This window comes from Streptomyces sp. NPDC104367 (assembly GCF_055583825.1).
The window spans coordinates 37,389-63,503 of record NZ_JBVJND010000010.1 but is presented as its reverse complement, the minus strand read 5'-3'; the positions used below and the strand labels follow the sequence as shown (position 1 = coordinate 63,503).

Here is a 26,115-nt window from a genome sequence, read left to right as displayed (position 1 = left end):
TCATGCATCCACTGGTGAAGCCCGCGCTCCGGCGCGGCTGGCGCGATCTCAACACCGTGCAGTTCGGGATGACTCCCGCACACGCGATGACACTCGGACCGATGGACACGGCGACGGGAAGCTTCCTGGACCTGCTCAACGGCACCCGCGGTCTCGGTCTGCTGCGCGAGGAGGGGCGCCGGACGGACCTGCCGGACGGGCATGTCGACGCGCTGGTGGCGGGGCTGTCGCGGGCCGGGCTCCTGGACGACGCGCGCGGCGGCGGGCCCGCGGCGCAGACGCTGCGTGAGAGGAAGGACGTCCTGGAGCGGCTGCGGCCCGATCTGGAGTCCCTGTCCCTGATCACCGCGGAACCGGGCGGTGCGATCGGCCGGCTGGCGGCCCGTCGTGCGCTGCGGGTGCAGGTGCGGGGCGCCGGCCGGGTCGGTGTCACGCTGGCCGCGCTGCTCGCGGGCGCGGGCGTCGGCGAGGTCGACGTGCGGGACGTGGGCCGGGTGCAGCCGTGGGACGTGGCGCCGGGCGGGCTGCCCGCCGAGGCGATCGGCGAGCGCAGGGACGAGGCGGCGCACAGGGTCGTCCGCCGCTCGGCGCCGGACCGCCCGCCGCGCCGGCCGGGTCCGTCGGCGGAGGAGCCCGGCCACGCGCTGGTGATCGTCGCCCCGCGGGACGACGTCCTGGTGCACGCCCCGGACGCGCGCGCCGCCGAACCCCTCATGGCCTCGGGGACCCCTCATCTCTACGCGGGTGTGGTGGAGGGCACCGGTGTCGTCGGCCCCCTCGTACTACCCGGCGGGACGGGCTGCGCCCGCTGCCTCCACGAGCACCGCACGGACCGTGATCCGGCCTGGCCGCGGCTGGTCGCCCAGTGGCGTTCCGGGCAGGCCCGCCGGGTGGCCGCCTGTGATCTGACGCTGGCGACCGCCGTGGCCGGGCTGGCCGCCGCACACGCCCTGGCCTTCCTGGACGGGGAGTCGCCGTCCGGGACGGGAGTGCGCTGGGAGGCCTCCGTGCCGGCTCTGCACTGGCATGCGCGACCGGTCTGGCCGCACCTCGCATGCCCGTGCGGAGCGGCGGAGAAAGCTAAGGGGGAGCACTCCTCAACCGACGGGGATCCGCACGCGACAATGGTGGGGCAACGGCCGTCGGCGGAGCGACGAGAGCACGCGGACGCGGCTCGGCCGACTGGGACTTGGAGGGCGCATGTCTGATCTTCCCCGGAAGGCGGTCACCCGGACCGCCAAGCTCGCAGCGCTCCCGCTCGGCTTCGCCGGCCGGGCGACGTGGGGCCTGGGCAAGCGCATCGTGGGCGAGTCCGCGGAGATCGTCGGCCGGGAGCTGCAGCAGCGCACGGCGGAGCAACTCTTCAAGGTTCTCGGGGAGTTGAAGGGCGGGGCGATGAAGTTCGGGCAGGCCCTGTCCGTCTTCGAGTCCGCCCTCCCCGAGGAGATCGCCGGCCCCTACCGGGCGGCTCTCACCCGACTCCAGGACGCCGCGCCGCCGATGCCGACCCGCACCGTGCACGCCGTGCTGGCCGAGCGGCTCGGGGAGGACTGGCGGGAGCTGTTCACGGAGTTCGAGGAGAAGCCCGCGGCGGCGGCCTCCATCGGCCAGGTGCACCGCGCGGTGTGGCACGACGGCCGTGAGGTCGCGGTCAAGGTGCAGTACCCGGGAGCCGGTGAGGCCCTGCTGTCCGACCTGGGGCAGCTGAGCCGCTTCTCTCGTCTGCTGGGGCCGCTGATCCCCGGTATGGACATCAAGCCGCTGATCGCGGAGTTGCGCGACCGGGTCTCCGAGGAGCTGGACTACGCCCTGGAGGCGCAGGCCCAGGCGGCGCACGCGGAGGAGTTCGCGGACGACCCCGATGTGGTGGTCCCGGCGGTGGTGCACCAGTGCGACCAGGTCCTGGTCACGGAGTGGATCGACGGGATCCCGCTTTCCGAGGTCATCTCGGAGGGGACGCAGGAACAGCGCGACCGGGCCGGCCAGCTCCTCGCCCGCTTCCTGTTCTCGGGTCCGGCCCGCACCGGCCTGCTGCACGCCGACCCGCACCCGGGCAACTTCCGCCTGCTGCCCGCCGAGGAAAAGGACGAGGAGGAGTGGCGCCTGGGCGTGCTGGACTTCGGCACGGTCGACCGGCTCTCCGGCGGGCTGCCCACCCCGATCGGCGACTCCCTGCGGATGACGCTGGACGGGGAGGCCGAGGCGGTCTACGAGCTGCTGCGCGCCGAGGGGTTCGTCAAGGACTCCATAGAGCTGGACCCCGACGCCGTCCTAGACTACCTGCTGCCGATCATCGAACCGGCCCAGGCCGACGAGTTCACCTTCACCCGCAGCTGGATGCGCAGCCAGGCGGCCCGGATCGCGGACCCCCGCAACCCCGCCCACCAGCTGGGCAAGCAGCTCAACCTGCCCCCGGCCTACCTCCTGATACACCGGGTGACCCTGAGCACCATCGGCGTGCTGTGCCAGCTGGGCGCGACGGTACGGCTGCGCGACGAACTGGAGGACTGGCTCCCCGGCTTCGTACCCGAGGGGTTCGAGGAGTTCGAGGAGTTCGAGAAGCTTGAGGAACCCGGGGAAGCCGAGGAAGCCGAGGGGGCCCGGTAGTCGAGGGGCGGCGGTCACCACCAGGGCGAGTCGAGGCGGCCCTCGATCGCTCCGAGGTTCTCCCTGGAGCAGGCGTCGCAGAAGTACCGGCGGACGCCGTCCTCCACGGAGCAGGTCCAGGTGGTCGGCCGGGGTCCCTCGGCCGGGGTACCGCAGCGGGCGCAACGCACCGCGGGGGCCGGTCCGTTCGGACGGACCGGCCCCCGCGTGCAGCTGACGCCTCCCGGGGTCGGGAGGCCACCGCTTCAGGTGTGCTGGGCTACTGCATGACGGCCATGGCGAGCGCACGGCGGGCGCGCATCGAGGCGCGCTCGGCCCGGCGCTGCATCCGGCGAGCGGTCGCCAGGCGCATCGCCCGGCGTTCCCTCTCGGCCTCGTGCAGGCGCTCGTGCATATGCGCACGGGCCAGGGCTTCTGGGATGAGTTGCATCTCTCGGGTCCTGTTCTGACGCGAGCCGGTGGCGGTACCGGCGGTGGTGAAGTCTGTGGTCGCGGAGCCTGCGGGCTCGCTGGTGGACGGCTTCATCGGGGCCTGCTTCTTGGGGTCGTGCGTGACGGGGCGGTCGATCGTTCCTTGGATGTTCATGCCGTGACCGGGTTCTTGCGCGGACGGCCACGCGGCCGCTTGCGGGCCACGACCACACCCTGGACGAACAGCTCGCCACCCCAGACGCCCCAGGGCTCACGCCGCTCCTTGGCCCCGGCGAGACAGGCCTCGATCAGCGGGCAGGTGCGGCAGAGGGACTTGGCGTACTCGACGTCGGCCGGCGACTCGGCGAAGAAGACCTCCGGGTCGTAGGAGCGGCAGGGGACGGGTACGCCGAGGTTCTCGATGGCGTCGTCGAGCGCGGTGAGCGCGGTGAGCGGGATCAAGGTGGAGTCCTCCGTGAGGCCGGGCGGGGAGATCGTTTCGGAAGGCGGTACGGACGGGGCGTGCGCTTCGAGTTGCACGGTGGTTCTTCCTCGTCTGGTCGTGCCGGTCGGGTTGGACCGGTTGGCGGCTGGTACCGGGTTCTGCTCTTGCCCCGAGGCCCCTTCGGTCCGCTCTCCCCGTTCGGGGAAAACAGAAGGGCCGCGGATCCCGGATGGGGTTCCGCGGCCCTGAAGGCGCCGGCCTGATCAATCAGGCTGGATCACTCCAGGGTTCTGGCCCACGGAAGGCCCACATCAAGTGGTGCTGCGTCGTCTGCTTCCGGCTTCCGGCACCGGCTGCCGTAAAGGCATAGGCCTTCGCCTGTGCCACTACTGCTTCCAGTGCCTCGGTCGGTCGCTCATCGCGCTCACGGATGGGAAGACCCGCGAGAGCAACGGAGGACGCCGGACGCACGGCGGGAATGCCGGACAGACCGGTGCCCAGGTTCGAGACGCCGAGCATGCACACGGAGACGGCCGAGAGATCGGTCATTTTGGCCGCGCTGATGTTGGTCTTGATGCTGATCACTGGACTCGCCTCCTCTCGGCGTCTATAGGGACTGGGGTTGAGCCAGTCCTTCGGATATGCAAGTACATCACGGAACCGGGCCTTCGAGAAGGCCGCCGCTTCCGTGCCTAGAACCTATGGGGATTGCTGGGGCATGCGCAAACTATTTTTTCGACGAGTTCGCCTCAGTCGTCCGCCGGGTCTCCCCCGGGTTCCTGACCTGCGCAGATGGCCAGGACATCGGCGCCGTAACGGTTGAGCTTGCGCATGCCGACGCCGGGGATACGGGCCAGTTCGCGATCGTCTTCGGGAACGCTCTCGGCGATGGCCACCAGTGTTCTGTCGGTGAAGACGCAGAAGGCCGGCTGACCGCTGAGCCGGGCCTGGTCGGCACGCCACTCGCGCAGCCGCTCGTACACTCCCTCGTCCATGTCGGAGGGGCAGCCGTCGCAGCGCATCAGCTTCATCTCGCCGGCGTCGGTGAGAGTGCGCCCGCAGACCCGGCAGCGGGCGGGCGCTCGCTGGGTGCGCCGGGGCGCCGCCTCGGGGCCGCCGGTGAAGCCGCGCTCCACGCCTCCGCCGCCGACGCCGCCGCCCCGGCCGACGGTCGCGGTGGAACCAGGGCGCAGACCGTCCAGGAAGCGGCTGGGCCGACGGCTCGCCCGGCCGCCGGGGGTACGGGAGAGCGCCCAGGAGACATGGAGCCGCTCTCGCGCGCGGGTCACCCCGACATAGAGGAGACGGCGCTCCTCCTCGATCTGGTCGTCGGTCTTCGCGTAGGTGATCGGCATCATGCCCTCGGCGACGCCGACCAGGAAGACGGCGTCCCACTCCAGGCCCTTGGCCGAGTGCAGGGAGGCGAGGGTGACGCCCTGGACGGTGGGGGCGTGCTGGGCGCCCGCGCGTTCGTCGAGTTCGGCGACGAAGTCGGCGAGGGTGGCGGCGGGCCGGGCGGCGACGACGTCGTGGGCGAGGTTGACCAGGGCGGCCAGCGACTCCCAGCGCTCCCTGACCGCGCCGGAGCCGGCCGGGGGCGTGGTGGTCCAGCCCTCCCCGGAGAGCACCGCGCGCACCTGGGAGGGCAGGTCCACGGTGTCGTCGAGCAGGGAGTCGTTGCCGCCGAAGCGGGCCGCGGCGCGCAGGGCGACGCCCGCCTTGCGGATCTCGGGCCGGTCGAAGAACCGTTCGGCGCCGCGCAGTTGGTAGGCCACCCCGGCGTCGGCCAGGGCCTGCTCGTAGGTCTCGGACTGGGAGTTGGTGCGGAACAGGACGGCGATCTCGGCGGCCGGGACCCCGGCGTCGATGAGCGCGCGGATGCGGCGGGCGGCGCCCTCGGCCTCGGCGGGCTCGTCGGCGTACTCGGCGTAGACGGGTTCGGGTCCGGCCCGGCGCTGGGAGATCAGCTCCAGGCGGTGGTCGGCGGCTCTGCCGCTGGCCTGGGCCAGCAGGCCGTTGGCGAGGCGGACGACCTGGGGCGTGGAGCGGTAGTCGCGGACCAGCTTGACGACCGTGGCCCCGGGGTGGCGGACACGGAAGTCGAGCAGATGGTCGGGGGTTGCTCCTGTGAACGAGTAGATGGTCTGGCTGGCGTCGCCCACGACGCACAGGCTGTCGCGGTCGCCGAGCCACAGCTCCAGCAGGCGCTGCTGGAGGGGGCTGACGTCCTGGTACTCGTCGACGACGAAGTGCTGGTACTGGGCGCGTACCTGGTCGGCGATGTCGTGCCGGTCCTGGAGGACGGCGACCGTCAGCAGCAGGACGTCCTCGAAGTCGATGACCGAGCGGTCGCGCTTGAGGTCCTCGTAGACCGAGTAGAGCTGGGCGATCTCGGCCGGGTCGCGGGGGGCGTCGCGGCCGGCCTTCACGACTGCGAGGGGGTAGTCGGCGGGGACGGTCTGGGTGACCTTGGACCACTCGATCTCGGCGGTGACGTCCCGCAGCTCGCCCCGGTCGAGGCGGATGCGGCAGGCGGCGGCCGCGTCGGCGACGAGCTGGATCTTGCGGTCGACGAGCCGGGGCAGGGAGCCGCCGATCGCCTTCGGCCAGAAGAACTGGAGCTGGCGCAGCGCGGCCGAGTGGAAGGTGCGGGCCTGGACGCCCTGGGCGCCGAGCTGCCGCAGCCGGCCGCGCATCTCGCCGGCGGCGCGGTTGGTGAAGGTGACGGCGAGCACGCTGGACGGCTGGAGGATGCCGGCCCGCACCCCGTAGGCGATCCGGTGGGTGATCGCGCGGGTCTTGCCGGTACCGGCTCCGGCCAGCACGCACACCGGACCGTGCAGGGCGGTGGCCACCGCGCGCTGCTCGGGGTCGAGCCCTTCGAGCACCGCGTCGGCCGAGTCCGGTGCCTGCGGGAAGAGGGAGGAGTGCGTTGCTGCTGTCACACAGCCATGCTGCCAGGTCGCCGGAGACTGCCGCGCCGGTTGTCCACAGGCGGCCCCTCGCGGTCGTACTGATGCGGCAGGCGTCACCGCCGTGGGAATGGCGGGCGGGTCGCGTACGTTCCTTCCCTGGAGGACCATCCCCGACCTGCCGAAGGAGCGCGAGCGAGATGCAGGGCACTGTGACGATGTACAGCACCACGTGGTGCGGCTACTGCCGCCGGCTGAAGAGCCAGATGGACCGCGAGGGCATCGCGTACACCGAGATCAACATCGAGCAGGACCCCGACTCGGCCGCGTTCGTGGAGAAGGCGAACGGCGGCAACCAGACGGTCCCCACGGTTCAGGTGCTTCCCTCCAGTGGTGGCGCCGAGGTCGTCATGACGAACCCGAGCCTTGCCCAGGTGAAGCAGGCGCTGGGCGTCTGATCTCGCCTCTCGCAAAGCGGCCCTCGCCTCTGCCTTGAGAGCGGGGGCCGCTTCGTTCACCGGGTCTTCTACCGCCGCTTCCAGAAGCTCGTCAGTTCGCCCCTTCGGTGCCGCTCTGTCGTAGAGGCTCCGCACTGTGGCGGCCGTCCGGCCGCCCATGCTGTCCACCGCTTCGCCGATGCCTGCCTCTTTGGGCGCTGCCGCGCCACTACTCCGCTCGCCGTAGGCGGCCGGTTTCCCCGGGTCGAAGGGCGCGTGCCCTTGTCGGCCCAGCCCAGCCCAGTGCAGCGAAGTGCGCCCGGTAGGCGAGGGGGTGCCATGGTTCCTGCGCCATGCGCCGGTACTCGTACGGGGAGACACCGCCCCACGGGCGGCCATGACCGAAGCTGATGGCCACTGGTGGGTGGCTCCTTCCTGTGGGGCGCACACGGGTGCGCCGGTGACCCCCGCCGGACGGCGGGACATGTGTGTCCCTTCGTTGCGGGGGTGGCCATACGGAAGGCACGGCGCTTCACAGGTGGACGTCCAAGGCTTTGGGCCTGGACTCGGTCTCGTGCAGTCGGGAGCGACGGCGGCGACCTGGCCCGGAAGCGTACAACATACTGAAACGGGAAAGGCCCCCATGATCGGGGGCCTTCCTTGCTTGCCGCCTGCGTCGGGCGAGAGTCGCGAGCTTCTCGGCCGCGCCCGCTCCGTTGGATCCCTCTGCGGCCGTTGCTTGCAACGCCGCGCGTTCGGCTTCGAAGTCCTTCCAGCGGCTGACGATCTCCCACTCGGCGCCCGTAGGCGTCGCGGGCTTCTCGTACGCCTTTCCAGGCAGCGATACCGGCGTGACCGGTGCGAGCACCCGAGAAGCCCTGACGGGTGTGTCCCACCACGAGACGCCCTGCTGCTTGATGTTCTCGATGAGGTCACCCGGATCGACGGCGAGGGCGTCGGGCCGGAAGTACGCCTTCACCTTGTGCTTCGTCAGGAACTCCCGACGTTCGTCGGCGCTCGACCGCTGCCACCACTGCGTGTAGCTCTCCCCCGTTCCTGTCCACACAGTCACGGGCTTCGCGCTTGCCCTTGGCCGGGTCGCCCTTCACGAAGCAGAGGGCGCTTCCGCACAACAGGCAGAACGTCACGCCCACAGTCGGCGACGTAGAGCCCTTCTGCTTCTTGTACTTGACCGAGGCGACCGCGTCGTCCGACAGCTTCGCCCACTCCTCCTCGTTCAGCACCGGCTCAGAGCGCATGACGGGTGTGCCGTCGTCGTTGCGGGCTGCAGCGCCACTGGCACGTACGTACTCCCCGAGCAGGGAGCGGCTGACCAGTAGCTTGCACTGTGGTCGGCGTCCACCTGGCCCCCCGAGGCTTCGGGTCCGCCAGCCGGGTCGTGCTCTCGCCTGCCGCCGCGCGGATACGAGCGATGTCCTGAGCCGTGGGCGCGCCTTGCTCGTTCAGCCAGCGGCCGAGAAACTCGGCTTCTCGATGAAGCGCCGAATCATCTCGATCAGCGTCGGACCGTACTCGGGGTCGAGTTCAAGGGTGAAGCCTGCGTCACCCTTCACCGCTCGGCGCCCGAACGGGACAAGGCCACCCGGCCGCCGGCCGGTCTTCCGCATGGTCTCCCGGGAAGCCTTGTTGCGGGCCTTGATGGCGTCCAACTCGGCCTCTGCCACCACGGCCAGGATCTTGGCAATGGTCTTGCCCCACGGCTTCGAGAGGTCGAATTTCTCCTCGCAGGAGATGAGGCCCTTACCGTTCGCCTCACACCACTCGATGGTGTCCGAGAGGTGGCGGACCGACCGCGCGATGCGGTCGATCTTCAAGATGATGATGTGGTCGAACTGATCCTTCTTGTTGTTGAGCCAGTGCCCCGGGGACGGTCGCACCCACGGCGAGATGGACGCCGACACGTCGATGTCGACCGCAAAGTCGACCAGCTCCATGTCCTCCGCGTCGGCCCGCTTGCTGATGCGGGTCCGCTGCGTTTCCTCGCCGGTCTGGTTCTGGTTGCCTACAGACAGACGGACCACGCCAAGCGCCTTGGGCTTCTCGCTCGCCCTTGCCCCTCCCTGTTTGTACGGGCGGCCTCCCCTGGCCACCACGACGGGACCCTGACGAACCCCTCGCTGGCGCAGGTCAAGCAGAAGATCAGCGCGTAGGTCGCGCTGCGCGAGGCGGCCCCCGGCTCGTGTCGGGGGCCGCTTTCGCGTGTTCAGCGCGGCTTGTCCCACACCAGCGTGTAGCGCCACAGCAGCCGGCGCCGGAACCGTCGGCCGGGGAGCAGGTGGGCGGTGGACCGGCGGACCTCTCCCCAGGTCGCGATCGGGTCCTCGACCGGCATGCCGGCGGGATCGTGCTTGCCGCCGCGGCGGCGCGCGGCCAGCAGGCTCGTGGGAACTCCGCAGCAGCTGATCACCCGGTCCAGGAGAGTGCGGTCGCGCGCCAGGCCGACGACGACCAGCCGGCCGCCGGGCGCGAGCAGCCCGGCCAGCCGGTCGATCGCGTCGTCGAAGGACGCGTGGTGCACGACGGCGACCGCGCTCACGAAGTCGTAGCTCCCCTCGTCGAGCCGGGCACCGCCGCGGGGAGCGCCGTCGAGGTAGTCGCCTTCCAGGAAGGTGACGTTCCCTGCGTCCCGTTTCCGCGCGAGCCTGATCATCTCCGCGGACCGGTCCACGCCGGTCACCGACTCCGCCCTGGTCGCGAGCCGCGTGGCGAGCAGTCCGTCGCCGCAGCCGACGTCCAGGGCGGTACGGCAGCCGTCCGGTACGGCGTCCAGCACCACGGGGTGGTAGTGGACGTTGTGGTTCCAGTACGGGCCGTCGGTCGTCTCGGGCCGTCTCAGACGAAGCTCCTCGTCGGCAGCGGCTTGCCGTACCACATCTCGATCAGGCGGGCCGCGATGGAGATGCCGTACGGCGGCAGGACGTCGCCGGAGTCGAAGGCCGCGCCGAGTTCGTCGCGGGAGAACCAGCGGGCCTCGTGGATCTCGTCGCCGTCCACGTTGATCTCGGTCGTGGTCGCGCGGGCCATGAAGCCGAGCATGAGGCTGGACGGGAACGGCCAGGGCTGGCTGGCGACGTACTCGACGGGGCCGACGGTGACCCCGGCCTCCTCGAAGACCTCGCGGCGCACCGCCTGCTCGATGGACTCGCCGGGCTCCACGAAGCCGGCGAGCGTGGAGAAGCGGCCCTCGGGCCAGTGCACCTGGCGGCCGAGCAGGATGCGGTCGTCCTCGTCGGTGACCGCCATGATCACGGCGGGGTCGGTGCGCGGGTAGTGCTCGGCTCCGCAGGCGGGGCAGCGCCGGATGTGGCCGGCGGCGGCGATGACCGTGCGCTCGCCGCAGCGGGAGCAGAAGCGGTGGGTGCGCTGCCAGTTCTCCAGGCCGACGGCGTGCACCATCAGTCCGGCGTCGCGCGGCGACAGCAGCAGTCCGGCCTCGCGCAGGCCGGCCGGGCGGGCGGACTGGTCGATGCGGCCGGGCAGGGCGTCCTTCTGGAGCGCGAAGTAGCTGACGCCCTCCTCGTCGGTGCCCAGGAAGTAGCGGTGTGCCTCGGTGAGCGGGGCTTCGAAGGAGGGGGTCATCACGAGTTCGGTGCGCCCGTCGGGCGTCTCGTCGATGAGGACCTGGCCGCCGGAGACCACGAAGCAGCGGGTGTCGGGGTGGCTCCACGCCGCCGCGAGCCAGGCCTCGTCGAGCCGGTGGTGGGCGGCGCGGTCGATGCCGCTCGGGGCGGTGAGCGAAATGGGGCGGTCGGCGGTGTGGTCGGTCCAGGTGGTCACGGGTGCTTCCAACTCCCCCAGTGCAACGGATGTTTCAGCGGGCGGTTCAGCGGGACGAAGGGCGGGAGGAGACCGGGTCGGGCCGGTGTGGGACGGGCGGGGCAGCCCCTCCAGTGTGCCCCGCGCGCGGTGCCGTCCGGACGGCACCGGTGGCTCAGGGGACATGGCGCCAGTTCTCGGCGAGGTCGCCCCAGAGGTAGGCGCTGGTCTCGACGCCCTTGAGGAGAAGGTCCAGCTCGACCTTCTCGTTAGGGGCGTGCCAGCCGTCGGAGGGGACGGAGATCCCCAGGAACAGAACGGCCACGCCGAGGACGTCCTGGAGGTCCGCGGCCGGTCCTGAGCCACCCGAACGGGTGAAGCGGATCGGGCCTTCGAAGGCGCGGCCCATGGCGCGGGCCAGGGACTGGAGGCCCGGGTGGTCGAGCGGGGTGAGGCACGGGCGCGTGGCCGGCAGGAACGTGATCTCGGCGCGGATGCCGGCGGGCACCCGCTCGGCGGCCCAGGCGCGGACGATCTTCTCGATGTGGTCCGGGTCCTGTCCGGCGACCAGCCGGAACGACAGCTTCAGCATGGCCGAGGACGGGATGATCGTCTTGCTGCCGGGGCCCTGGTAGCCGCCGCCGATGCCGTTGACCTCGGCGGTGGGGCGGGCCCAGACACGCTCCAGGGTGGTGTGTCCGGCCTCGCCCTCGGTGGCGTACGAGTGCGCGGTGCGCAGCCAGTCCCGCTCGTCGAAGGGCAGCTCGGCCCACAGCTGCCGCTCGCGGTCGCCCGGCTCGACGATGTCGTCGTAGAAGCCGGGGATCGTCACGCGCGCGTGCTCGTCGTGCAGGGCGGCGGCCAGGCGGGCGGCGGCGGTGGCCGGGTTGGGGACGGCGCCGCCGAACTCGCCGGAGTGGATGTCGTGGTCGGGGCCGTGCAGCACGATCTGGCACTCGGCGAGGCCGCGCATGCCGGTGCACACCGTCGGGGTGTCCTCGGACCACATGCCGGTGTCGGAGACGATCACGGCGTCGGCGGCGAGCCACTGCGCGCGTTCCTCGACGAGGCTGCGGAAGTTCGGTGAGCCCGACTCCTCCTCGCCCTCGACGAGCAGCTTGAGGGTGACCGCGGGGGCGGTGCGGCCGGTGGCGGCGAGGTGGGCGCGGACGCCGAGTGTGTGGAAAAACACCTGGCCCTTGTCGTCGGCCGCCCCGCGCGCGTACAGCCGGCCGTCCCTGAGGACGGGTTCGAAGGGCTCGGTGTCCCAGCCGTCCTCGCGGGCGGCGGGCTGCACGTCGTGGTGGCCGTAGACCAGGATCGTGGGCGCCTCGGGGTCCTCGGCGGGCCACTCGGCGAAGACGGCGGGGGCACCGGCCGTCTCCCAGACCTCGGCGGTCGGGAAGCCGGTCTCCCTGAGCCTGGCGGCGAGCCAGTCGGCGCTGCGGCGTACATCGGCGGCGTGGTCGGGCTGGGCCGACACGGAGGGGATGCGCAGCCATTCGGCGAGGTCGTCGAGGAAGGCGGTGCGGTGCTGCTCGATGTACGTACGGACAGCGCTGTCCGGGGTCAGGCTCATGGTCACGAGCCTATCGGCCCGGACGGGCATCCTCGGCGGGCTGTTCGTCACACTCAGCTTGTCCGACGATCAGCTTTTCCAGGGCCGCCCGGTCCGGCAGCCCCTCCGGCCGCTCGATCTCGCCGGTGCGGACATGCACGAACGCGACCGTGACGGACTCCGGCGGCACCCCCTGCTGCTCGGCCCAGCCGATCCGGTAGATCGCCAGCTGGAGCGGGTCGGCGAGACGCGTGCGGCTGGTCTTCCAGTCGACGATCTCGTACGTCGCCCCGGCGCCGTCCCCGGTCCGGTAGACCGCGTCGATACGGCCCCGCACCACCCGGCCGGCGAGCGCGAGCTGGAAGGGCGCCTCGACGCGGTACGGCGTGCGGTGGGCGTACTCGGTGCGTTCGAAGGCCTCCTTGAGGGCTTCGAGGTCACGCTCGTCGGCGATCTCGGCGTCGCTCCCGGGCAGCTCGTCGGGCTCCAGCATGGGCAGCATGAGCTCCTCGAAGCGTGCTTCGACCCAGGCGTGGAACCGGGTGCCCCGGCGCGCGGCCGGTTGCGGAGGGCGTGGCATGGGGCGCGCGAGTTCCCGTGCGAGCCCGTCGGGGTCCTCGGCCAGCCGCATCAGCTGGGTGGCGGAGAGCGCGGCGGGCAGCGGGACGTCGGTGACGCTCTGCCGGGCGCGCAGCAGCTCGCCGGCGAGGGCGTCGAGGTCACGGTCCCAGGACGCCACGGCGCGGGCCTCCTCGGGGGTGAGGGGGGCGTGCCCGGCGGAGGCGGACGGGGCGCGCTCGGGAGCCGGCACGCGCGCGTGCTCGGGGGCGGACACCTGCGCGTGCTCCGGCCCAGGCTCCGGCTCCGGCTCCGGCTCCGGCTCCGGCTCCGGCTCCGGCTCCGGCCCAGGCTCCCCGACGTGTTCGTCCTCCGGCGCGGGCGCGTGCGCGGGCGTGCGCTCGGCGGGCGCGGCCTGGTGCGGGACCATGGGGCGCTCCGAGCTCCAGGAGTCCCAGTCCGCGGAGTCCTCGTCCGGGAGGCCGCCCTCGTAGCCGCCCGGGAGGCCGTCCTCGTAGGGGGCGGGTTCCTCGTCGTAGGGACCGGTCTCCTCGTCCTCGGGCGGCGGGGGCCAGTCCGGGTCCTCGTGGCCGCTCGGATCGTGGCCGACGGGCGAGTGACCGTCCGCCCCGGCCGTGAGCGCGTCCAGGTGGGCGAGGACGGTCGCGGCGGCCGTGCGGCGGCGGGCCAGCGCGGCCTCGTCCAGGGGCAGCGGCCACACCTGGTCGGCGCTCGCCGTGTGCAGCGCCGGGTTCTCCTCGCCCTCCTCCGGTTCGTCGGCCCACGCCTCGATCTCGCCGTACCCGGCGGCGCAGTGGTCGTACAGGTCCCGGAGGAAGTCGGAGGGGCCGCGCGGCTTCTTCTGGCTGGGGCCCCACCAGTGGCCGGAGCCGAGGAGGAGGGAGCGGGGGCGGGTGAAGGTGACGTAGCCGAGGCGGAGTTCCTCGGTGTGCTGGTGGTCCTTCATCGCCTCGTGGAAGGCCTTCATGCCGCGCGAGTCCCAGGCCTCGACGTCGGGCAGGGTGTCGCCGTCGCCGCGCAGGGCGTGCGGGAGCACCTTCGCCTGGGCGGTCCACTTCTCCCGGCCCTGGGCGCTGGGAAACGTGCCCCTGACCAGTCCGGGAACGGCGACGACGTCCCACTCCAGGCCCTTGGACTTGTGCGCGGTGAGCACCTTGACGGTGTTCTCGCCGCCGGGCAGGGCGTTGTCGAGGCCCTTCTCGTACTGGGCGGCGGTGCGCAGGAAGCCGAGGAACGCGAGCAGGGTCGCCTCCTGGTCGCCGGCCGCGAAGGAGGCGGCGACGTCCAGGAAGTTGGACAGCGTCTCGCGGCGGCGGGCGGCCAGGGCGTGCGGGGACGCGGACAGTTCCACCTCCAGGCCGGTGACGGCGAGGACGCGGTACAGGACGTCCATCAGCGGGTCGGCCAGGGCGCGGCGCAGCTCGCGCAGTTCGGTGGCCAGGCGGGCGAAGCGCACGCGCGCGTCGGGCGAGAACGGCAGCCCGTCGTCCTCCTGTCCGCCGTCCAGCGGTGTCTCCAGGAAGGTGTCCAGCGCGTCCGCGAGCGATATCACCTCGGCGGGGTCGACCCCCTCGACGGCCGCGGCGAGCCGGCGGTCCGGGTCGTCGGCGTCGCCCACGCGCGCGTGGGCGACCAGCAGCCGGGCTCGGCGGCCCAGGAGGGCGAGGTCCCGCGGGCCGATGCGCCAGCGCGGGCCGGTCAGCAGCCGGACCAGGGAGGCGTTGGCCCCGGGGTCCTGGAGCACCTCGCAGACGGCGACGAGATCGGCCACCTCGGGCAGGTGCAGCAGCCCGGAGAGGCCGACCACCTCGACGGGGACGTCGCGGGCGACGAGGGCGCCCTGGATCTGGGCGAAGTCGGTCGCCGTGCGGCACAGGACCGCGATCTCGCCGGGTGCGGTGCCGGTGCGCACCAGGTGGGCGACCGAGTCGGCGATCCAGTCCATCTCCTCGGCGTGGGTGCGCAGCAGGGCGCAGCGGACCGTGCCGTCCAGTTCGGCGCCGGGGGCCGGGCGCAGGGCCGCCACGCCCGCGTGCATGGCGCGCAGCGGCTCGGCGAGGCCGTTGGCGAGGTCGAGGAGGCGGCCGCCGCTGCGGCGGTTCTCGCTGAGCGCCTGGCGGGCGGCGGGGCCGCCGTCGGCGCGCGCGAAGTGCTCCGGGAAGTCGTCCAGGTTGGCGACGGAGGCGCCGCGCCAGCCGTAGATGGCCTGGCATGGGTCGCCGACGGCGGTCACGGGGTGGCCGGTGCCGCCGCCGAACAGGCCCGCGAGGAGGACGCGTTGGGCGACCGAGGTGTCCTGGTACTCGTCGAGGAGGACGACCCGGAACTCCTCGCGCAGCGACCGGCCCACCTCCGGGATGCCGGCCAGCTCCGCGGACAGCGCGATCTGGTCGCCGAAGTCGAGCAGGTCCCGCTCGCGCTTGGCGGCCCGGTAGCGCTGGACGAGTTCGGCCAGTTCACGCCGCCCGGCCGCCGCCTCGGGGACCTTGCGCAGGTCGGCGTTGCCGAGCCGGACGCCGGCCAGGGTGTGCAGCAGGCCGGCGTCCCAGGTGCGCAGGTCCTCGGGGCGGACCAGGTGTTCGGCGAGTTCGGAGTCGAGGGTGAGCAGGTCGCTGACGAGGTCGGCGAAGGAGCGGGTGAGGGCCGGGTAGGGGCCGGGGGCCTCGCGCAGCACGCGTGCGGCGAGCTGGTAGCGGGTGGCGTCGGCGAGCAGCCGGGAGGTCGGCTCCAGGCCGATGCGCAGGCCGTGGTCGGTCAGCAGACGGCCCGCGAAGGCGTGGTACGTCGAGATGACCGGCTCGCCCGGCGGGTTGTCGGGGTCGATGACGTCCGGGTCGGTGACGCCGGCCCGGACGAGGGCCTTGCGGACGCGCTCGGCGAGTTCGCCGGCGGCCTTGTTGGTGAAGGTCAGGCCGAGGACCTGTTCGGGGGCGACCTGCCCGGTGCCGACGAGCCAGACCACGCGGGCCGCCATCACCGTCGTCTTGCCCGATCCGGCTCCGGCCACGATCACCTGCGGGGCGGGCGGCGCGATGATGCAGGCCGTCTGCTCCGGGGTGAACGGGATGCCGAGGAGCTCCTTGAGCTGCTCGGGGTCGGTGATACGGGCGGGCATGTCGGAAAAGGTTAGTGGCGCGGACTGACAGCGCTCGCCAGTCCGGGCCGCCGTACGGGAGGATCCGCAGGTCAGCGCGGGTGGTGCCGTACGTCACTCCACCACGTGCCGGCCCTCCGGCCGGGCGCTGCACGACGCCTGGAAGGCGCAGTGCGTGCAGTGCTGGCCGGTGGTCGGGGTGAACCGTTCGTCGAGGACCTTCCCGGCGGCGGTGGCCAGCAGATCGCCGACCCACTCCCCCTCCAGCGGCTCCTGTGCCTGCACCTTGGGCAGGGTCTCGCCGCCGTCGCGCTGTGCGGCGCCCTGGCGCAGGTGGACCAGTTCGGCCCCGCCCGGCTCGGGCCGGGTGCCGTCGAACACCTCGTCGACGGCGCCCTCGCGGACCGCGAGCTGGTAGACGGCGAGCTGGGGGTGGCGGGCCACCTCGGCCGAACTGGGCGCCTGCTTGCCGGTCTTGAAGTCGACGACGTACGCGCGGCCCTCGCCGTCCGTCTCCACGCGGTCCATCTGGCCGCGGATGCGCACCTCGTAGTCGCCCGCGCCGAGGGTGACGTCGAAGTCCTGCTCGCTGGCCACCGGGGTGCGGGCGGCGCGGTCCAGGACGTGCCACTTCAGGAAGCGTTCGAGCGCCACGCGCGCGTTGTCCTTCTCCTGCGCCGACTTCCAGGGGGCGTCGAAGGCGAGCGCGTTCCACACCGACTCCAGGCGCTCCATGAGGACGGCGAGGTCGGCGGGGGTACGGCCGGAGGCGACCTCGTCGGCGAGGACGTGCACGACGTTGCCGAAGCCCTGGGCGGCGGTGGCGGGCGCGTCGGCCTTCACCTCGCGGCCCAGGAACCACTGGAGGCTGCAGGTGTTGGCGAGCTGGTCGAGGGCGCTGCCGGAGAGCACCACGGGCTGGTCGCGGTCGCGCAGCGGGACCTTGCTCTCGGTCGGCTCGAACATGCCCCACCAGCGGTAGGGGTGGGCGGACGGCACCAGGGGGCGGCCGTCCTCGTCGGCGAGCGCGGCCAGCCGGGCCAGGCGGCGGGCGGCGGCCTCCCGCAGGGCCTCGGACGCGCGCGGGTCGACCGTGGTGGCGCGCAGCTCGGCGACCAGGGCGGCCACGGAGAGCGGGCGGCGGGGCCGTCCGGTGACATCCTGGGGTTCGACGCCCAGCTCGGCGAGGAACCGGGAGGGCTGGTCGCCGTCGTCCGCGGGTGCCTTCACGGCGGTGACGACGAGCCGGTCACGCGCGCGCGTGGCGGCGACGTAGAAAAGGCGGCGTTCCTCGGCGAGGAGCGCGCCCGGGGTGAGCGGCTCGGCGAGTCCGTCGCGGCCGATGCGGTCCGCCTCCAGCAGCGAGCCGCGGCGGCGCAGGTCGGGCCAGAGCCCCTCCTGGACGCCGGCCACGACGACCAGGCGCCACTCCAGGCCCTTGGCGCGGTGCGCGGTCATCAGGCGGACGGCGTCGGGGCGTACCGCGCGGCCGGCGAGGGTGTCGGCGGCGATGTCCTCGGCCTCGGTCTCGGCCAGGAAGTTGAGCGCGCCCCGGCCGCCGCTGCGCTCCTCCGCGCGGGCGGCGGCGGCGAACAGGGCGCACACGGCGTCCAGGTCGCGGTCGGCGTTGCGGCCGGCCGCGCCGCCGCGCCGGGCGGCGCGCTCAAGGCGCGAGGGCCAGGGGGTGCCGTTCCACAGGTCCCACAGCGCCTCCTCGGCGGTGCCGCCGTCCGCCAGGCGCGCACGGGCCTTGCCGAGCAGCGCGCCGAGCCGCTGCGCCCCGCGCGCGTACCCGGGGTCGTGGGCGACCAGGCGCTCGGGTTCGGCGAGCGCCCGCGCGAGCAGGTCGTCCGAGGGCGGCGGGAGCGCGTTGCCGCCGGCCCGCTCCTCGTCGCGCAGCGCACGCCCCAGGCGGCGCAGGTCGGCTGCGTCCATGCCGGCGAGGGGGGAGGTGAGCAGGGTGAGCGCGGTCTCGGTGGCGAGCCAGCAGGGGGCATCGGCCGCCGGCGGGCCCGCGGCCTCCGCCTCGGCCACCGCTCGCAGCGCCGTCAGCAGCGGCGCGACCGCCGGTTCGTGGCGCAGCGGGACGTCGTCGCCGTCGATGTCCAGCGGTACGCCGGCCGCGGTGAGGGCGCGGCGGACCGACGGGATGGTGCCGGTTCCGGCGCGCACCAGGACGGCCATGTCGCTCCAGCGGACGCCGTCCTCCAGGTGCGCGCGGCGCAGGATGTCGGCGATGTTGTCCAGTTGGGTGCCGGGTGTCGGGTAGGTGTAGACCTCGACGCGGCCGCCGTCCCGCGCGGCGGCCGGTTCGCGGTGCGCGCGCGCCCTGTCGGCGGGCAGCCGGGTCAGCGGCATCCGGCGGGTGACCAGGCGGGTGGCGGCCAGCAGGCCGGCGCCGGAGCGGCGGGAGGTGCGCAGCACCTCGACCGGGGCGGGACGGCCGTCCACGCGCGCGAAGGCGGACGGGAAGTCCAGGATGCCGTTCACGTCGGCGCCCCGGAAGGTGTAGATCGACTGGTCCGGGTCGCCGAACGCGACCAGGGTGCGGCCGTCGCCGGCCAGGGCGTGCAGCAGGCGTACCTGGGCCGGGTCGGTGTCCTGGTACTCGTCGACGTACACGGCGTCGTAGCGGCCGGCGAGGTCCAGGGCGATCTCGGGGCGGTGGGCGAGGAGCACCGCGCGGTGGACGAGTTCGGCGTAGTCGAGGACGCCCTGGAGGTCCATGACGTCGAGGTACTCGGCGAGGAAGGCGGCCGCGGCCCGCCAGTCGGGGCGGCCGATGCGGCGGGCGAAGGCGTCCAGGGCGGCCGGGTCCAGGCCCAGTTCGCGGCTGCGGGCGAGGACCGCGCGGACCTCGTCGGCGAAGCCGCGGGTGGTGAGGCAGGCGCGCAGCTCGTCCGGCCAGCGCACGGGGTCCAGGCCGAGCCGTTCCAGCTCGGCCTCCCCGGCGAGCAGTTCGCGGACGGCGACGTCCTGCTCGGGGCCGGAGAGCAGCCGCAGCGGGTCCACGAACAGGCCGCTGTCCTGGTGGGCGCGGACCAGGGCGTAGCAGTACGAGTGGAAGGTGGTCGCGCGGGGGGCGCGGGCCGCGCCCACCCGCAGGGCCATGCGGTCGCGCAGTTCGACGGCGGCCTTGCGGCTGAAGGTCAGCACCAGGATCCGCTCGGGGTCCGCGCCGTCCGCGATCCGCGCTGCCACGGACTCGACCAGGGTGGTGGTCTTCCCGGTGCCGGGACCCGCGAGGACGAGCAGCGGGCCGGAGCCGTGGTCAACCACGGCGCGCTGTGCGGCGTCCAGACGAGGGGGATCCATGTGCGCCGGCGCGGTACGGACCAGTCGGTAAGCGCCACGGTTCCCCTGGCGCACCGGAGGGTGCGGCAGGTGCCTGGTGGAGGAAGAGGAGCTCACGTGGTTCGCCGGTCCTGGTGGGTGTGCTGGTCGGTTCGCGGTCGCGCGTGCGCCGTGGTGGCCGTGGGGTGAGCGGGACACGCGCAGCCGACGCTACGCCGCCGAACCCGGCGGAAGCAGGGCTTCCGATTCTTCCCGTCCGCCCCGGGCGGCACGCGCGGCACACGCACCCCGCATCCCACGAACGTACGTCATGCCACCGACGTCCCCGGTGTCCCTCGTACGGGCCACAGGTTCCCCCCGAGGGCCCCTCATGGCGGAAGCTGTCAGGTGTGAGCCCCCGCGTCCGCGCCGCCGTCCCACCGCGCCCGCCTCATGTCGAGCCGCGGCAGATGGCCCTGACCGGCCCGGCTCGCCTGCTTCAGCGGGGTGCCCTCGGCGCGGTAGTGGTCCAGCGCGCTCAGCTCGTGCCCCGGCAGCAGCACCCCGTCGGAGCGCACCACCCGCCACCACGGGACCGCACCGCCGTAGAGCGACATCACACGCCCGACCTGGCGCGGTCCGCCCTCCTCCAGCCACTCCGCGACGTCGCCGTAGGTCATCACGCGCCCGGGCGGGATCCGCTCGGCGACCTCCAGGACCCGCTCGGCGTACTCGGGCAGCGCGTCCGCGTACCCCTCTCGGGTGTCCTCGGGAAGACTCCGCTCGCTCATTCGCCCCATCCTGCCGCACCGCACCGACAGCCCGCGCGGTCCGCGGCACGCTTCCGCCTCGCCCTCGCGCGGCGCTTCGGGCAGACTGTGCGCCCCCGCATCTGCACCCTGATGCCCTCGTGTGTCGGTGGGGCATGCCACCATCGTGCGGGCGGTGACTGGTGATACGAGATCAAGAAGAGACGACGGAGCAGCAGGGCGTGCACCCCGACGGCGGGGCCGGCACCTCTGACGCCGCCGCGCGCCCGCACGCCCCGGAGACCGGCGCCGCACGCCCGGACGACGAGCCCGACGCCCCCGAGGCGGAACACGTGCCCGACGAGACGCCCGCCGACGAGGTGGAGGGCGACGAACCGCTGCTCCCCGCGCGCGTGCACCGCCCCTCCGACCTCATGCGGCTCATGGTCGGCGTGCTCGCCATCGCCGTGCTGCTCGGTATCGCCGCGTTCGCGCACGGCACCACCTCCGGGCTCGAACAGGACATCAACAAGGGCACCGGCCAGGCCCCCGACCTGCTGATCAGGTTCGCCGGCCTCGCCTCCAGCATCGCGATCCTGCTGGTGCCGGTCGCCTTCGCGATCGAGCGGCTGATCAAACGGGACGGACTGCGCATCGCCGACGGCGTGCTCGCGGCCGTCCTCGCGCACGGAGTGACGCTCGCCACCGACCTGTGGGTCGCCCGGGCCGCCCCGGACTCGATCCAGGAGGCGCTCACCCAGCCCTCCCCCGGTGACATCCACGCCCTCACCGACCCGGTGCACGGCTATCTCGCGCCCGTGATCGCCTACATGACGGCCGTTGGCATGTCACGGCGGCCGAGATGGCGCTCGGTCCTGTGGATCGTGCTGCTGCTGGACGCGTTCTCGATGCTGGTCACCGGCTACACGACCCCCTTCTCGATCATCCTCACCGTGCTGATCGGCTGGACCGTCGCCTACGGCACGCTGTACGCGGTCGGCTCCCCCAACGTCCGCCCCACCGGCCGCACCCTGCTGGCGGGTCTGCGGCACGTCGGCTTCCACCCGGTCGGCGCGGCCCGCGAGGAGACCCTGGACACCGAGAACGGCGACCGGGGCCGGCGCTACTTCGTCACCCTGGAGGACGGCCCGCCGCTGGACGTCACGGTCGTCGACCGCGAACAGCAGGCTCAGGGCTTCTTCTACCGGGCGTGGCGCAACCTGACCCTGCGCGGCTTCGCCACCCGCTCCAGCCTCCAGTCCCTGCGCCAGGCCCTGGAGCAGGAGGCGCTGCTGGCGTACGCGGCGATCGCGGCCGGCGCCAACGCGCCCAAGCTGATCGCCACCTCCGAACTCGGCCCCGACGCCGTGATGCTCGTCTACGAGCACACCGGCGGCCGCACGCTCGACTCGCTGGCCGACGAGGAGATCACCGACGGACTGCTGCGCAACACCTGGCACCAGGTGCAGGCCCTGCAGTCGCGGCGGATCGCGCACCGCAGGCTCGCGGGTGACGCGATCCTGGTGGATCGTTCCGGCAAGGTGATCCTCACCGACCTGCGCGGCGGCGAGATCGCCGCGGGCGAACTGCTGCTGCGCATGGACGTCGCCCAGCTGGTCACCACGCTCGGCCTGCGGGTGGGCGCCGAACGCGCGGTGGCCTCGGCGGTCGGCGTCCTAGGCCCCGACGCCGTCGCCGACTGCCTGCCGATGCTCCAGCCGATCGCGCTGACGCGCTCCACGCGCGCGACGCTGCGCAGACTGGCCAGGGAGCGCGCCCAGCGCGAGCGCGACGCGGTCCTGGAGGCGTCCCGGCAGGCCAGGCAGTCCCGCGCGGAGGAGGCCGAGAAGCCCGACAAGAAGACCGTGCGCGCCGAGCAGCGGGCCGAGAAGCGCGCCCTGGACGAGGCGCTGGACGAGGCCCGCGAGGAGGACCTGCTCACCCAGATCCGGCACCAGGTGCTGCGCATCAGACCGCAGGCCCCCGTCGAGCCGGCCCGCCTGGAGCGGGTGCGTCCGCGCACCCTGATCAGCTTCATCGCCGGCGCGATCGGCGCGTACTACCTGCTCACCCAGCTCACCCACATCGAGTTCGGCACGCTGTTCGCGCAGGCCCAGTGGGGCTGGGTGCTCGCCGCGGTGGCGTTCTCGGCGGTCAGCTACGTCGCCGCCGCGATGGCCCTGCTCGGGTTCGTGCCGGAGCGGGTGCCGTTCGTGCGGACCGTGGCCGCGCAGGTCGCCGGTTCCTTCGTGAAGATCGTGGCGCCCGCCGCCGTCGGCGGTGTCGCCCTCAACACGCGCTTCCTTCAGCGCGCCGGGGTGCGCCCCGGGCTCGCGGTGGCGAGCGTCGGCGCCTCGCAGCTGTTCGGACTCGGCTGCCACATCCTGATGCTGCTGTCCTTCGGCTATCTGACCGGCACCGAGAAGACCCCCTCGCTGTCGCCGTCCCGCACGGTCATCGCGGGCCTGCTGACCGTCGCCGTGCTGATCCTCGTCATGACGTCGGTGCCGTTCCTGCGGAAGTTCGTCGCCACGCGCGTGCGGTCGCTGTTCGCCGGTGTCGTGCCGCGCATGCTGGACGTGCTCCAGCGGCCGCAGAAGCTCGTCACCGGCATCGGCGGCATGCTGCTGCTGACCGCCTGCTTCGTGATGTGCCTGGACGCCTCCATCCGCGCGTTCGGCGACGGCTCCACCTCGCTGAGCATCGCCAGCGTCGCCGTCGTCTTCCTCGCCGGCAACGCGCTCGGCTCGGCCGCCCCGACCCCAGGCGGTGTCGGCGCGGTCGAGGCGACCCTGACCGTCGGCCTGATCGCCGTCGGCCTGCCCAAGGAGGTCGCGGCCCCCGCCGTGCTGCTGTACCGGCTGCTGACCCTGTGGCTGCCGGTCCTGCCGGGCTGGCTGGCCTTCAACCACCTGTCCCGCAAGGACGCGCTCTAGACGCGCGCGGGGCACCTCGGCCGTACCGGCGGCGCGCCGTACAGGGGGCGTACCTCGTACGGCTCGCGCCCCGCGCGCGCGGTGGTGCGCGACCTCAGGATGGGATCATGCCGAACCCCTTCCGGATCCGCGTCGCCGCCCTGACCACCGCCTTCGCGCTCTCCACCCTGCTGACCGGGTGCAGCGGCGGATCCGAGGACGAGGACCTGACGGCACAGAAGCTGGACTGGAAGGACTGCCCGGCACCCGACGCGGCCGAGGGCGGCGGCGACTCGCCGTCACCGCTGCCCGGGGGCGCCAACTGGCAGTGCGCCACCATGAAGGCGCCCCTGGACTGGTCGAAGCCGAAGGGCGCCACCATCGGCCTCGCGCTGATCCGGGCCAGGGCCAGTGGCGCCGCCGACCGGCGGATCGGCTCCCTGATCTTCAACTTCGGCGGACCCGGCGGCAGCGGCGTCACCACGCTGCCCGCGTTCGGCGAGGACTACGCGGCCCTGCGTACCCGTTACGACCTGGTCAGCTTCGACCCGCGCGGGGTCGGCCGCAGCGATCCCGTCGAGTGCGAGAACGACGCCCAGCTCGACGACTACTTCCAGCAGGACGCGACGCCCGACGACAGCGCCGAGCGCAGCCAGCTGATCAACCGCACCAAGCAGTTCAACGCGGCCTGCGAGAAGAACTCCCGGACGATCCTGCCGCACGTGCGCACCACCGACGCCGCCCGCGACATGGACCTGATGCGCCAGGTCCTCGGCGACCGGCAGCTGCACTACTTCGGCATCTCCTACGGCACCGAACTCGGCGGTGTGTACGCCCACCTGTTCCCGAAGAACGTGGGCCGGGCCGTCTTCGACGCGGTCGTCGACCCGACCCAGAACCCCGAACAGAGTTCGCTCGGGCAGGCCAAGGGCTTCCAGCTGGCGCTCGACAACTTCGCCCAGGACTGCACCTCGAAGACGACGGAGTGCCCGATCGGCGACACCCCGCAGGACGTGAAGGACCGCATCGCGAAGCTCCTCGCGGAACTCGACAGGAAGCCGATCCCCGGCATCCTCCCCCGCATGCTGACCCAGACCGCCGCCACCAACGGCATCGCCCAGTCCCTCTACTCCAAGGACTTCTGGGAGTACCTCACCGAGGGCCTGGAGGAGGCGTACGACGGCGACGGCAAGATCCTGATGCTGCTGTCCGACTCGATGAACGGCCGGAGCCAGAACGGCGAGTACAGCAACATCATGGCGGCCAACGTCGCCATCAACTGCGCCGACGAGAAACCGCGGTACACCGCCGACTACGTCGAGCAGCGGCTGCCCGAGTTCCGCGCCGCCTCCCCGCTGTTCGGCGACTACCTGGCCTGGTCCATGGTCAGCTGCACCGGCTGGGCGGTGCCGGGGGCCGCCGACCACCCCGACGTCAGCGCGCCCGGGGCGGCGCCGATCCTCGTCGTGGGCAACACCGGGGACCCGGCGACCCCGTACGAGGGCGCGAAGAAGATGGTGGACGCGCTCGGGACGGGCGTCGGGGTCGAGCTGACGTACAAGGGGCAGGGGCACGGGGCGTACGACAGCAAGAACAAGTGCGTGCAGTCGGCCGTGAACGGCTACCTGCTGGAGGGGACCGTACCGGGAGCCGGCACGGTCTGCACCTGACACGGCGACAAAAACCGCAGGTCAAGAGGTTATCCACAGGCCGCGACGGGCTTCACTCGATCCGCCTACTATGACCAGACCGCTTTCCGCGGCGAATGTGCGGAGAGCCTGTGTGGGGGGTGTGCGCGGATGTTGCGATGTCTACGGTGGGCGGCCGTTGTCGCCGCGGGGCTGCTCGTGGCCGGGTGCGGTGGCGGGTCGTCGGACGGGGGCGCGGAGGAGGGGAAGGCCTCGTCCGGACAGCCGTCGGCCGCGACGTCCGGCACCACGGGCTCGGCCGCCCTGCCCGCTTCCCTCACCTCCCAGAAGCTCGGCTGGGGCCGCTGTAAGGCCACTGCCGACTCCGCCGCGCCCGGTGGCCAGTGGCAGTGCGCGACGCTCAAGGTGCCGCTGGACTGGGCGAAGCCGGACGGAAAGACGATCGGGCTGGCGCTGATCCGGGCGAAGGCCGACGGGAAGCCGGGCGAGCGGATCGGCTCGCTGCTGTTCAACTTCGGCGGACCGGGCGGCTCGGGCGTCTCGATGATGCCGTACTACGCCTCCACCGTCTCCGCGCTGCGCGGGCGCTACGACCTGGTGAGCTGGGATCCGCGCGGGGTGGGGGCCAGTGAGGGCATCCGCTGCCGCAGCGACAAGGACATCCGCGGCGCCGAGTCGATCGACGCCACCCCGGACACCCCGGCGGAGGAGGCGGCCTACTTCCAGGACGCCGCCGACTTCGGCAAGGGCTGCGAGAAGGCCGTCGGCCCGCTGATCGCGCATGTCTCCACGACCGACACCGCCCGCGACATGGACCTGATGCGCCAGGTGCTCGGGGACGCGAGGATGCACTACTTCGGCATCTCCTACGGCACCGAACTGGGCGGTGTGTACGCCCACCTGTTCCCGAAGAAGGTGGGGCGGCTGATCCTGGACGCGGTGGTCGACCCGAGCGCGGACTCGGTCGGGCACGCGAAGAACCAGACGCGGGGCTTCCAGCGGGCCCTGGACGACTACCTGAAGTCCACCGGCCAGGACCCGGAGCAGGGGACGCGGAAGATCGCGGACCTGCTGGACCGGCTCGACGCGAAGCCGCTGCCGACGTCCTCCGGGCGGAAACTCACCCAGACGCTCGCGGTCACCGGCATCGTCCTGCCGCTCTACAGCCAGGACAGCTGGCCCACTTTGACCAGCGCGCTCCAGGCGGCCGAGGAGGGCGACGGCACCGAGCTGCTGTCGCTGGCGGACCAGTACAACGAGCGGGACTCCTCGGGGCACTACGGCACGACCACCCACTCGCAGCGGGTCATATCGTGCCTGGACGACAAGCAGCGGCCGACGCTCGCGGAGACGAAGAAGCTGCTGCCGGAGTTCGAGAGGATCTCGCCCGTCTTCGGGGACTTCCTGGGCTGGGACACGGCCGGCTGGTGCCACGACTGGCCGGTGGCCGGGCAGTACGAGACACCGGAGGTGAGTGCCGCCGGCGCGGCCCCGGTCCTGCTGGTCGGCAACACCGGCGACCCGGCGACCCCGTACGAGGGCGCCCGGCGGATGGCCGACGAACTGGGCAAGGGGGTCGGGGTCGAGCTGACCTGGAAGGGCGAGGGCCACGGCGCGTACGGCAGCGGCAGCGACTGCGTGGACTCGACGGTCAACGCCTACCTGCTGGACGGCACGGTCCCGAAGGACGGCAAGGTCTGCTCATGACG

At 72.8% G+C, this 26,115-nt stretch carries 18 protein-coding genes; 6 read left to right on the top strand and 12 right to left on the bottom strand.

The window, feature by feature from the left end; translation table 11 throughout:
* The first annotated feature begins 2 nt into the window (after positions 1-2).
* The gene (locus ACZ619_RS16990) at positions 3-1,208 is read left to right on the top strand and encodes a TOMM precursor leader peptide-binding protein (RefSeq protein ID WP_469599333.1); all 1,206 of its coding nucleotides are present in this window, start codon (positions 3-5) and stop codon (positions 1,206-1,208) included.
* Positions 1,201-2,607 carry an ABC1 kinase family protein gene (locus ACZ619_RS16985; RefSeq protein WP_469599331.1) on the top strand — a complete coding sequence of 469 codons (1,407 nt, stop codon included), beginning with the start codon at positions 1,201-1,203 and terminating at the stop codon, positions 2,605-2,607. The genes ACZ619_RS16990 and ACZ619_RS16985 overlap by 8 nt, the downstream gene beginning before the upstream one ends.
* A gap of 259 nt (positions 2,608-2,866) precedes the next feature.
* On the opposite strand, the gene ACZ619_RS16980 is transcribed toward ACZ619_RS16985, so the two are convergent.
* From ACZ619_RS16980 to ACZ619_RS16965, 4 genes are all read right to left on the bottom strand, one after another.
* Positions 2,867-3,193 (bottom strand): hypothetical protein, encoded by a 327-nt coding sequence (locus tag ACZ619_RS16980; RefSeq protein WP_469599329.1) that lies wholly within the window; start codon positions 3,191-3,193, stop codon positions 2,867-2,869.
* The gene (locus ACZ619_RS16975) at positions 3,190-3,558 is read right to left on the bottom strand and encodes a WhiB family transcriptional regulator (protein WP_153288737.1); all 369 of its coding nucleotides are present in this window, start codon (positions 3,556-3,558) and stop codon (positions 3,190-3,192) included. The genes ACZ619_RS16980 and ACZ619_RS16975 overlap by 4 nt, the downstream gene beginning before the upstream one ends.
* Before the next feature lie 172 nt (positions 3,559-3,730).
* Positions 3,731-4,048, bottom strand: a complete 318-nt coding sequence (locus ACZ619_RS16970; protein ID WP_469599328.1) for a hypothetical protein — start codon at positions 4,046-4,048, stop codon at positions 3,731-3,733.
* Positions 4,049-4,212: 164 nt separating this feature from the next.
* Positions 4,213-6,408 (bottom strand): ATP-dependent DNA helicase UvrD2, encoded by a 2,196-nt coding sequence (locus ACZ619_RS16965; RefSeq protein WP_469599326.1) that lies wholly within the window; start codon positions 6,406-6,408, stop codon positions 4,213-4,215.
* Between the two features lie 167 nt (positions 6,409-6,575).
* On the opposite strand from ACZ619_RS16965, the gene ACZ619_RS16960 reads away from it, so the two are divergent.
* Positions 6,576-6,833, top strand: a complete 258-nt coding sequence (locus ACZ619_RS16960; RefSeq protein WP_469599324.1) for a mycoredoxin — start codon at positions 6,576-6,578, stop codon at positions 6,831-6,833.
* 511 nt (positions 6,834-7,344) lie between these two features.
* Here ACZ619_RS16960 and ACZ619_RS16955 read toward each other — a convergent pair.
* From ACZ619_RS16955 to ACZ619_RS16920, 8 genes are all read right to left on the bottom strand, one after another.
* Positions 7,345-7,884: a hypothetical protein gene (locus ACZ619_RS16955; RefSeq protein ID WP_469599322.1), complete on the bottom strand. Its 540-nt coding sequence runs from the start codon at positions 7,882-7,884 to the stop codon at positions 7,345-7,347.
* 391 nt (positions 7,885-8,275) lie between these two features.
* Positions 8,276-8,926, bottom strand: coding sequence for a recombinase family protein (locus ACZ619_RS16950; protein WP_469599321.1), 651 nt, complete (start codon positions 8,924-8,926; stop codon positions 8,276-8,278).
* Between the two features lie 110 nt (positions 8,927-9,036).
* A complete protein-coding gene (locus ACZ619_RS16945; RefSeq protein WP_469599319.1) occupies positions 9,037-9,705 on the bottom strand; it encodes a class I SAM-dependent methyltransferase in 669 nt (222 codons plus the stop codon).
* Positions 9,666-10,610 (bottom strand): NAD(+) diphosphatase, encoded by a 945-nt coding sequence (nudC, locus tag ACZ619_RS16940; protein WP_469599317.1) that lies wholly within the window; start codon positions 10,608-10,610, stop codon positions 9,666-9,668. The genes ACZ619_RS16945 and nudC overlap by 40 nt, the downstream gene beginning before the upstream one ends.
* A 154-nt stretch (positions 10,611-10,764) precedes the next feature.
* A complete protein-coding gene (locus ACZ619_RS16935; protein WP_469599315.1) occupies positions 10,765-12,168 on the bottom strand; it encodes a dipeptidase in 1,404 nt (467 codons plus the stop codon).
* A 10-nt stretch (positions 12,169-12,178) separates the two neighbouring features.
* On the bottom strand, positions 12,179-15,841 hold the full coding sequence (locus ACZ619_RS16930; RefSeq protein ID WP_469599313.1) for a UvrD-helicase domain-containing protein: 3,663 nt from the start codon (positions 15,839-15,841) through the stop codon (positions 12,179-12,181).
* Positions 15,842-15,934: 93 nt separating this feature from the next.
* Complete coding sequence (locus ACZ619_RS16925) at positions 15,935-19,231, bottom strand: ATP-dependent helicase (RefSeq protein ID WP_469599311.1); 3,297 nt, start codon at positions 19,229-19,231, stop codon at positions 15,935-15,937.
* A gap of 266 nt (positions 19,232-19,497) precedes the next feature.
* Positions 19,498-19,884 (bottom strand): MGMT family protein, encoded by a 387-nt coding sequence (locus ACZ619_RS16920; protein ID WP_469599309.1) that lies wholly within the window; start codon positions 19,882-19,884, stop codon positions 19,498-19,500.
* A 161-nt stretch (positions 19,885-20,045) separates the two neighbouring features.
* On the opposite strand from ACZ619_RS16920, the gene ACZ619_RS16915 reads away from it, so the two are divergent.
* The 3 genes from ACZ619_RS16915 (at position 20,046) to ACZ619_RS16905 (ending at position 26,113) form a co-directional block, all read left to right on the top strand.
* Entirely contained in the window at positions 20,046-22,778 is a 2,733-nt protein-coding gene (locus ACZ619_RS16915; RefSeq protein ID WP_469599307.1) for a lysylphosphatidylglycerol synthase domain-containing protein, read from the top strand.
* A gap of 107 nt (positions 22,779-22,885) precedes the next feature.
* Positions 22,886-24,427: an alpha/beta hydrolase gene (locus ACZ619_RS16910; RefSeq protein ID WP_469599305.1), complete on the top strand. Its 1,542-nt coding sequence runs from the start codon at positions 22,886-22,888 to the stop codon at positions 24,425-24,427.
* Positions 24,428-24,556: 129 nt separating this feature from the next.
* On the top strand, positions 24,557-26,113 hold the full coding sequence (locus ACZ619_RS16905) for an alpha/beta fold hydrolase (protein ID WP_469599303.1): 1,557 nt from the start codon (positions 24,557-24,559) through the stop codon (positions 26,111-26,113).
* Positions 26,114-26,115: the final 2 nt, after the last annotated feature.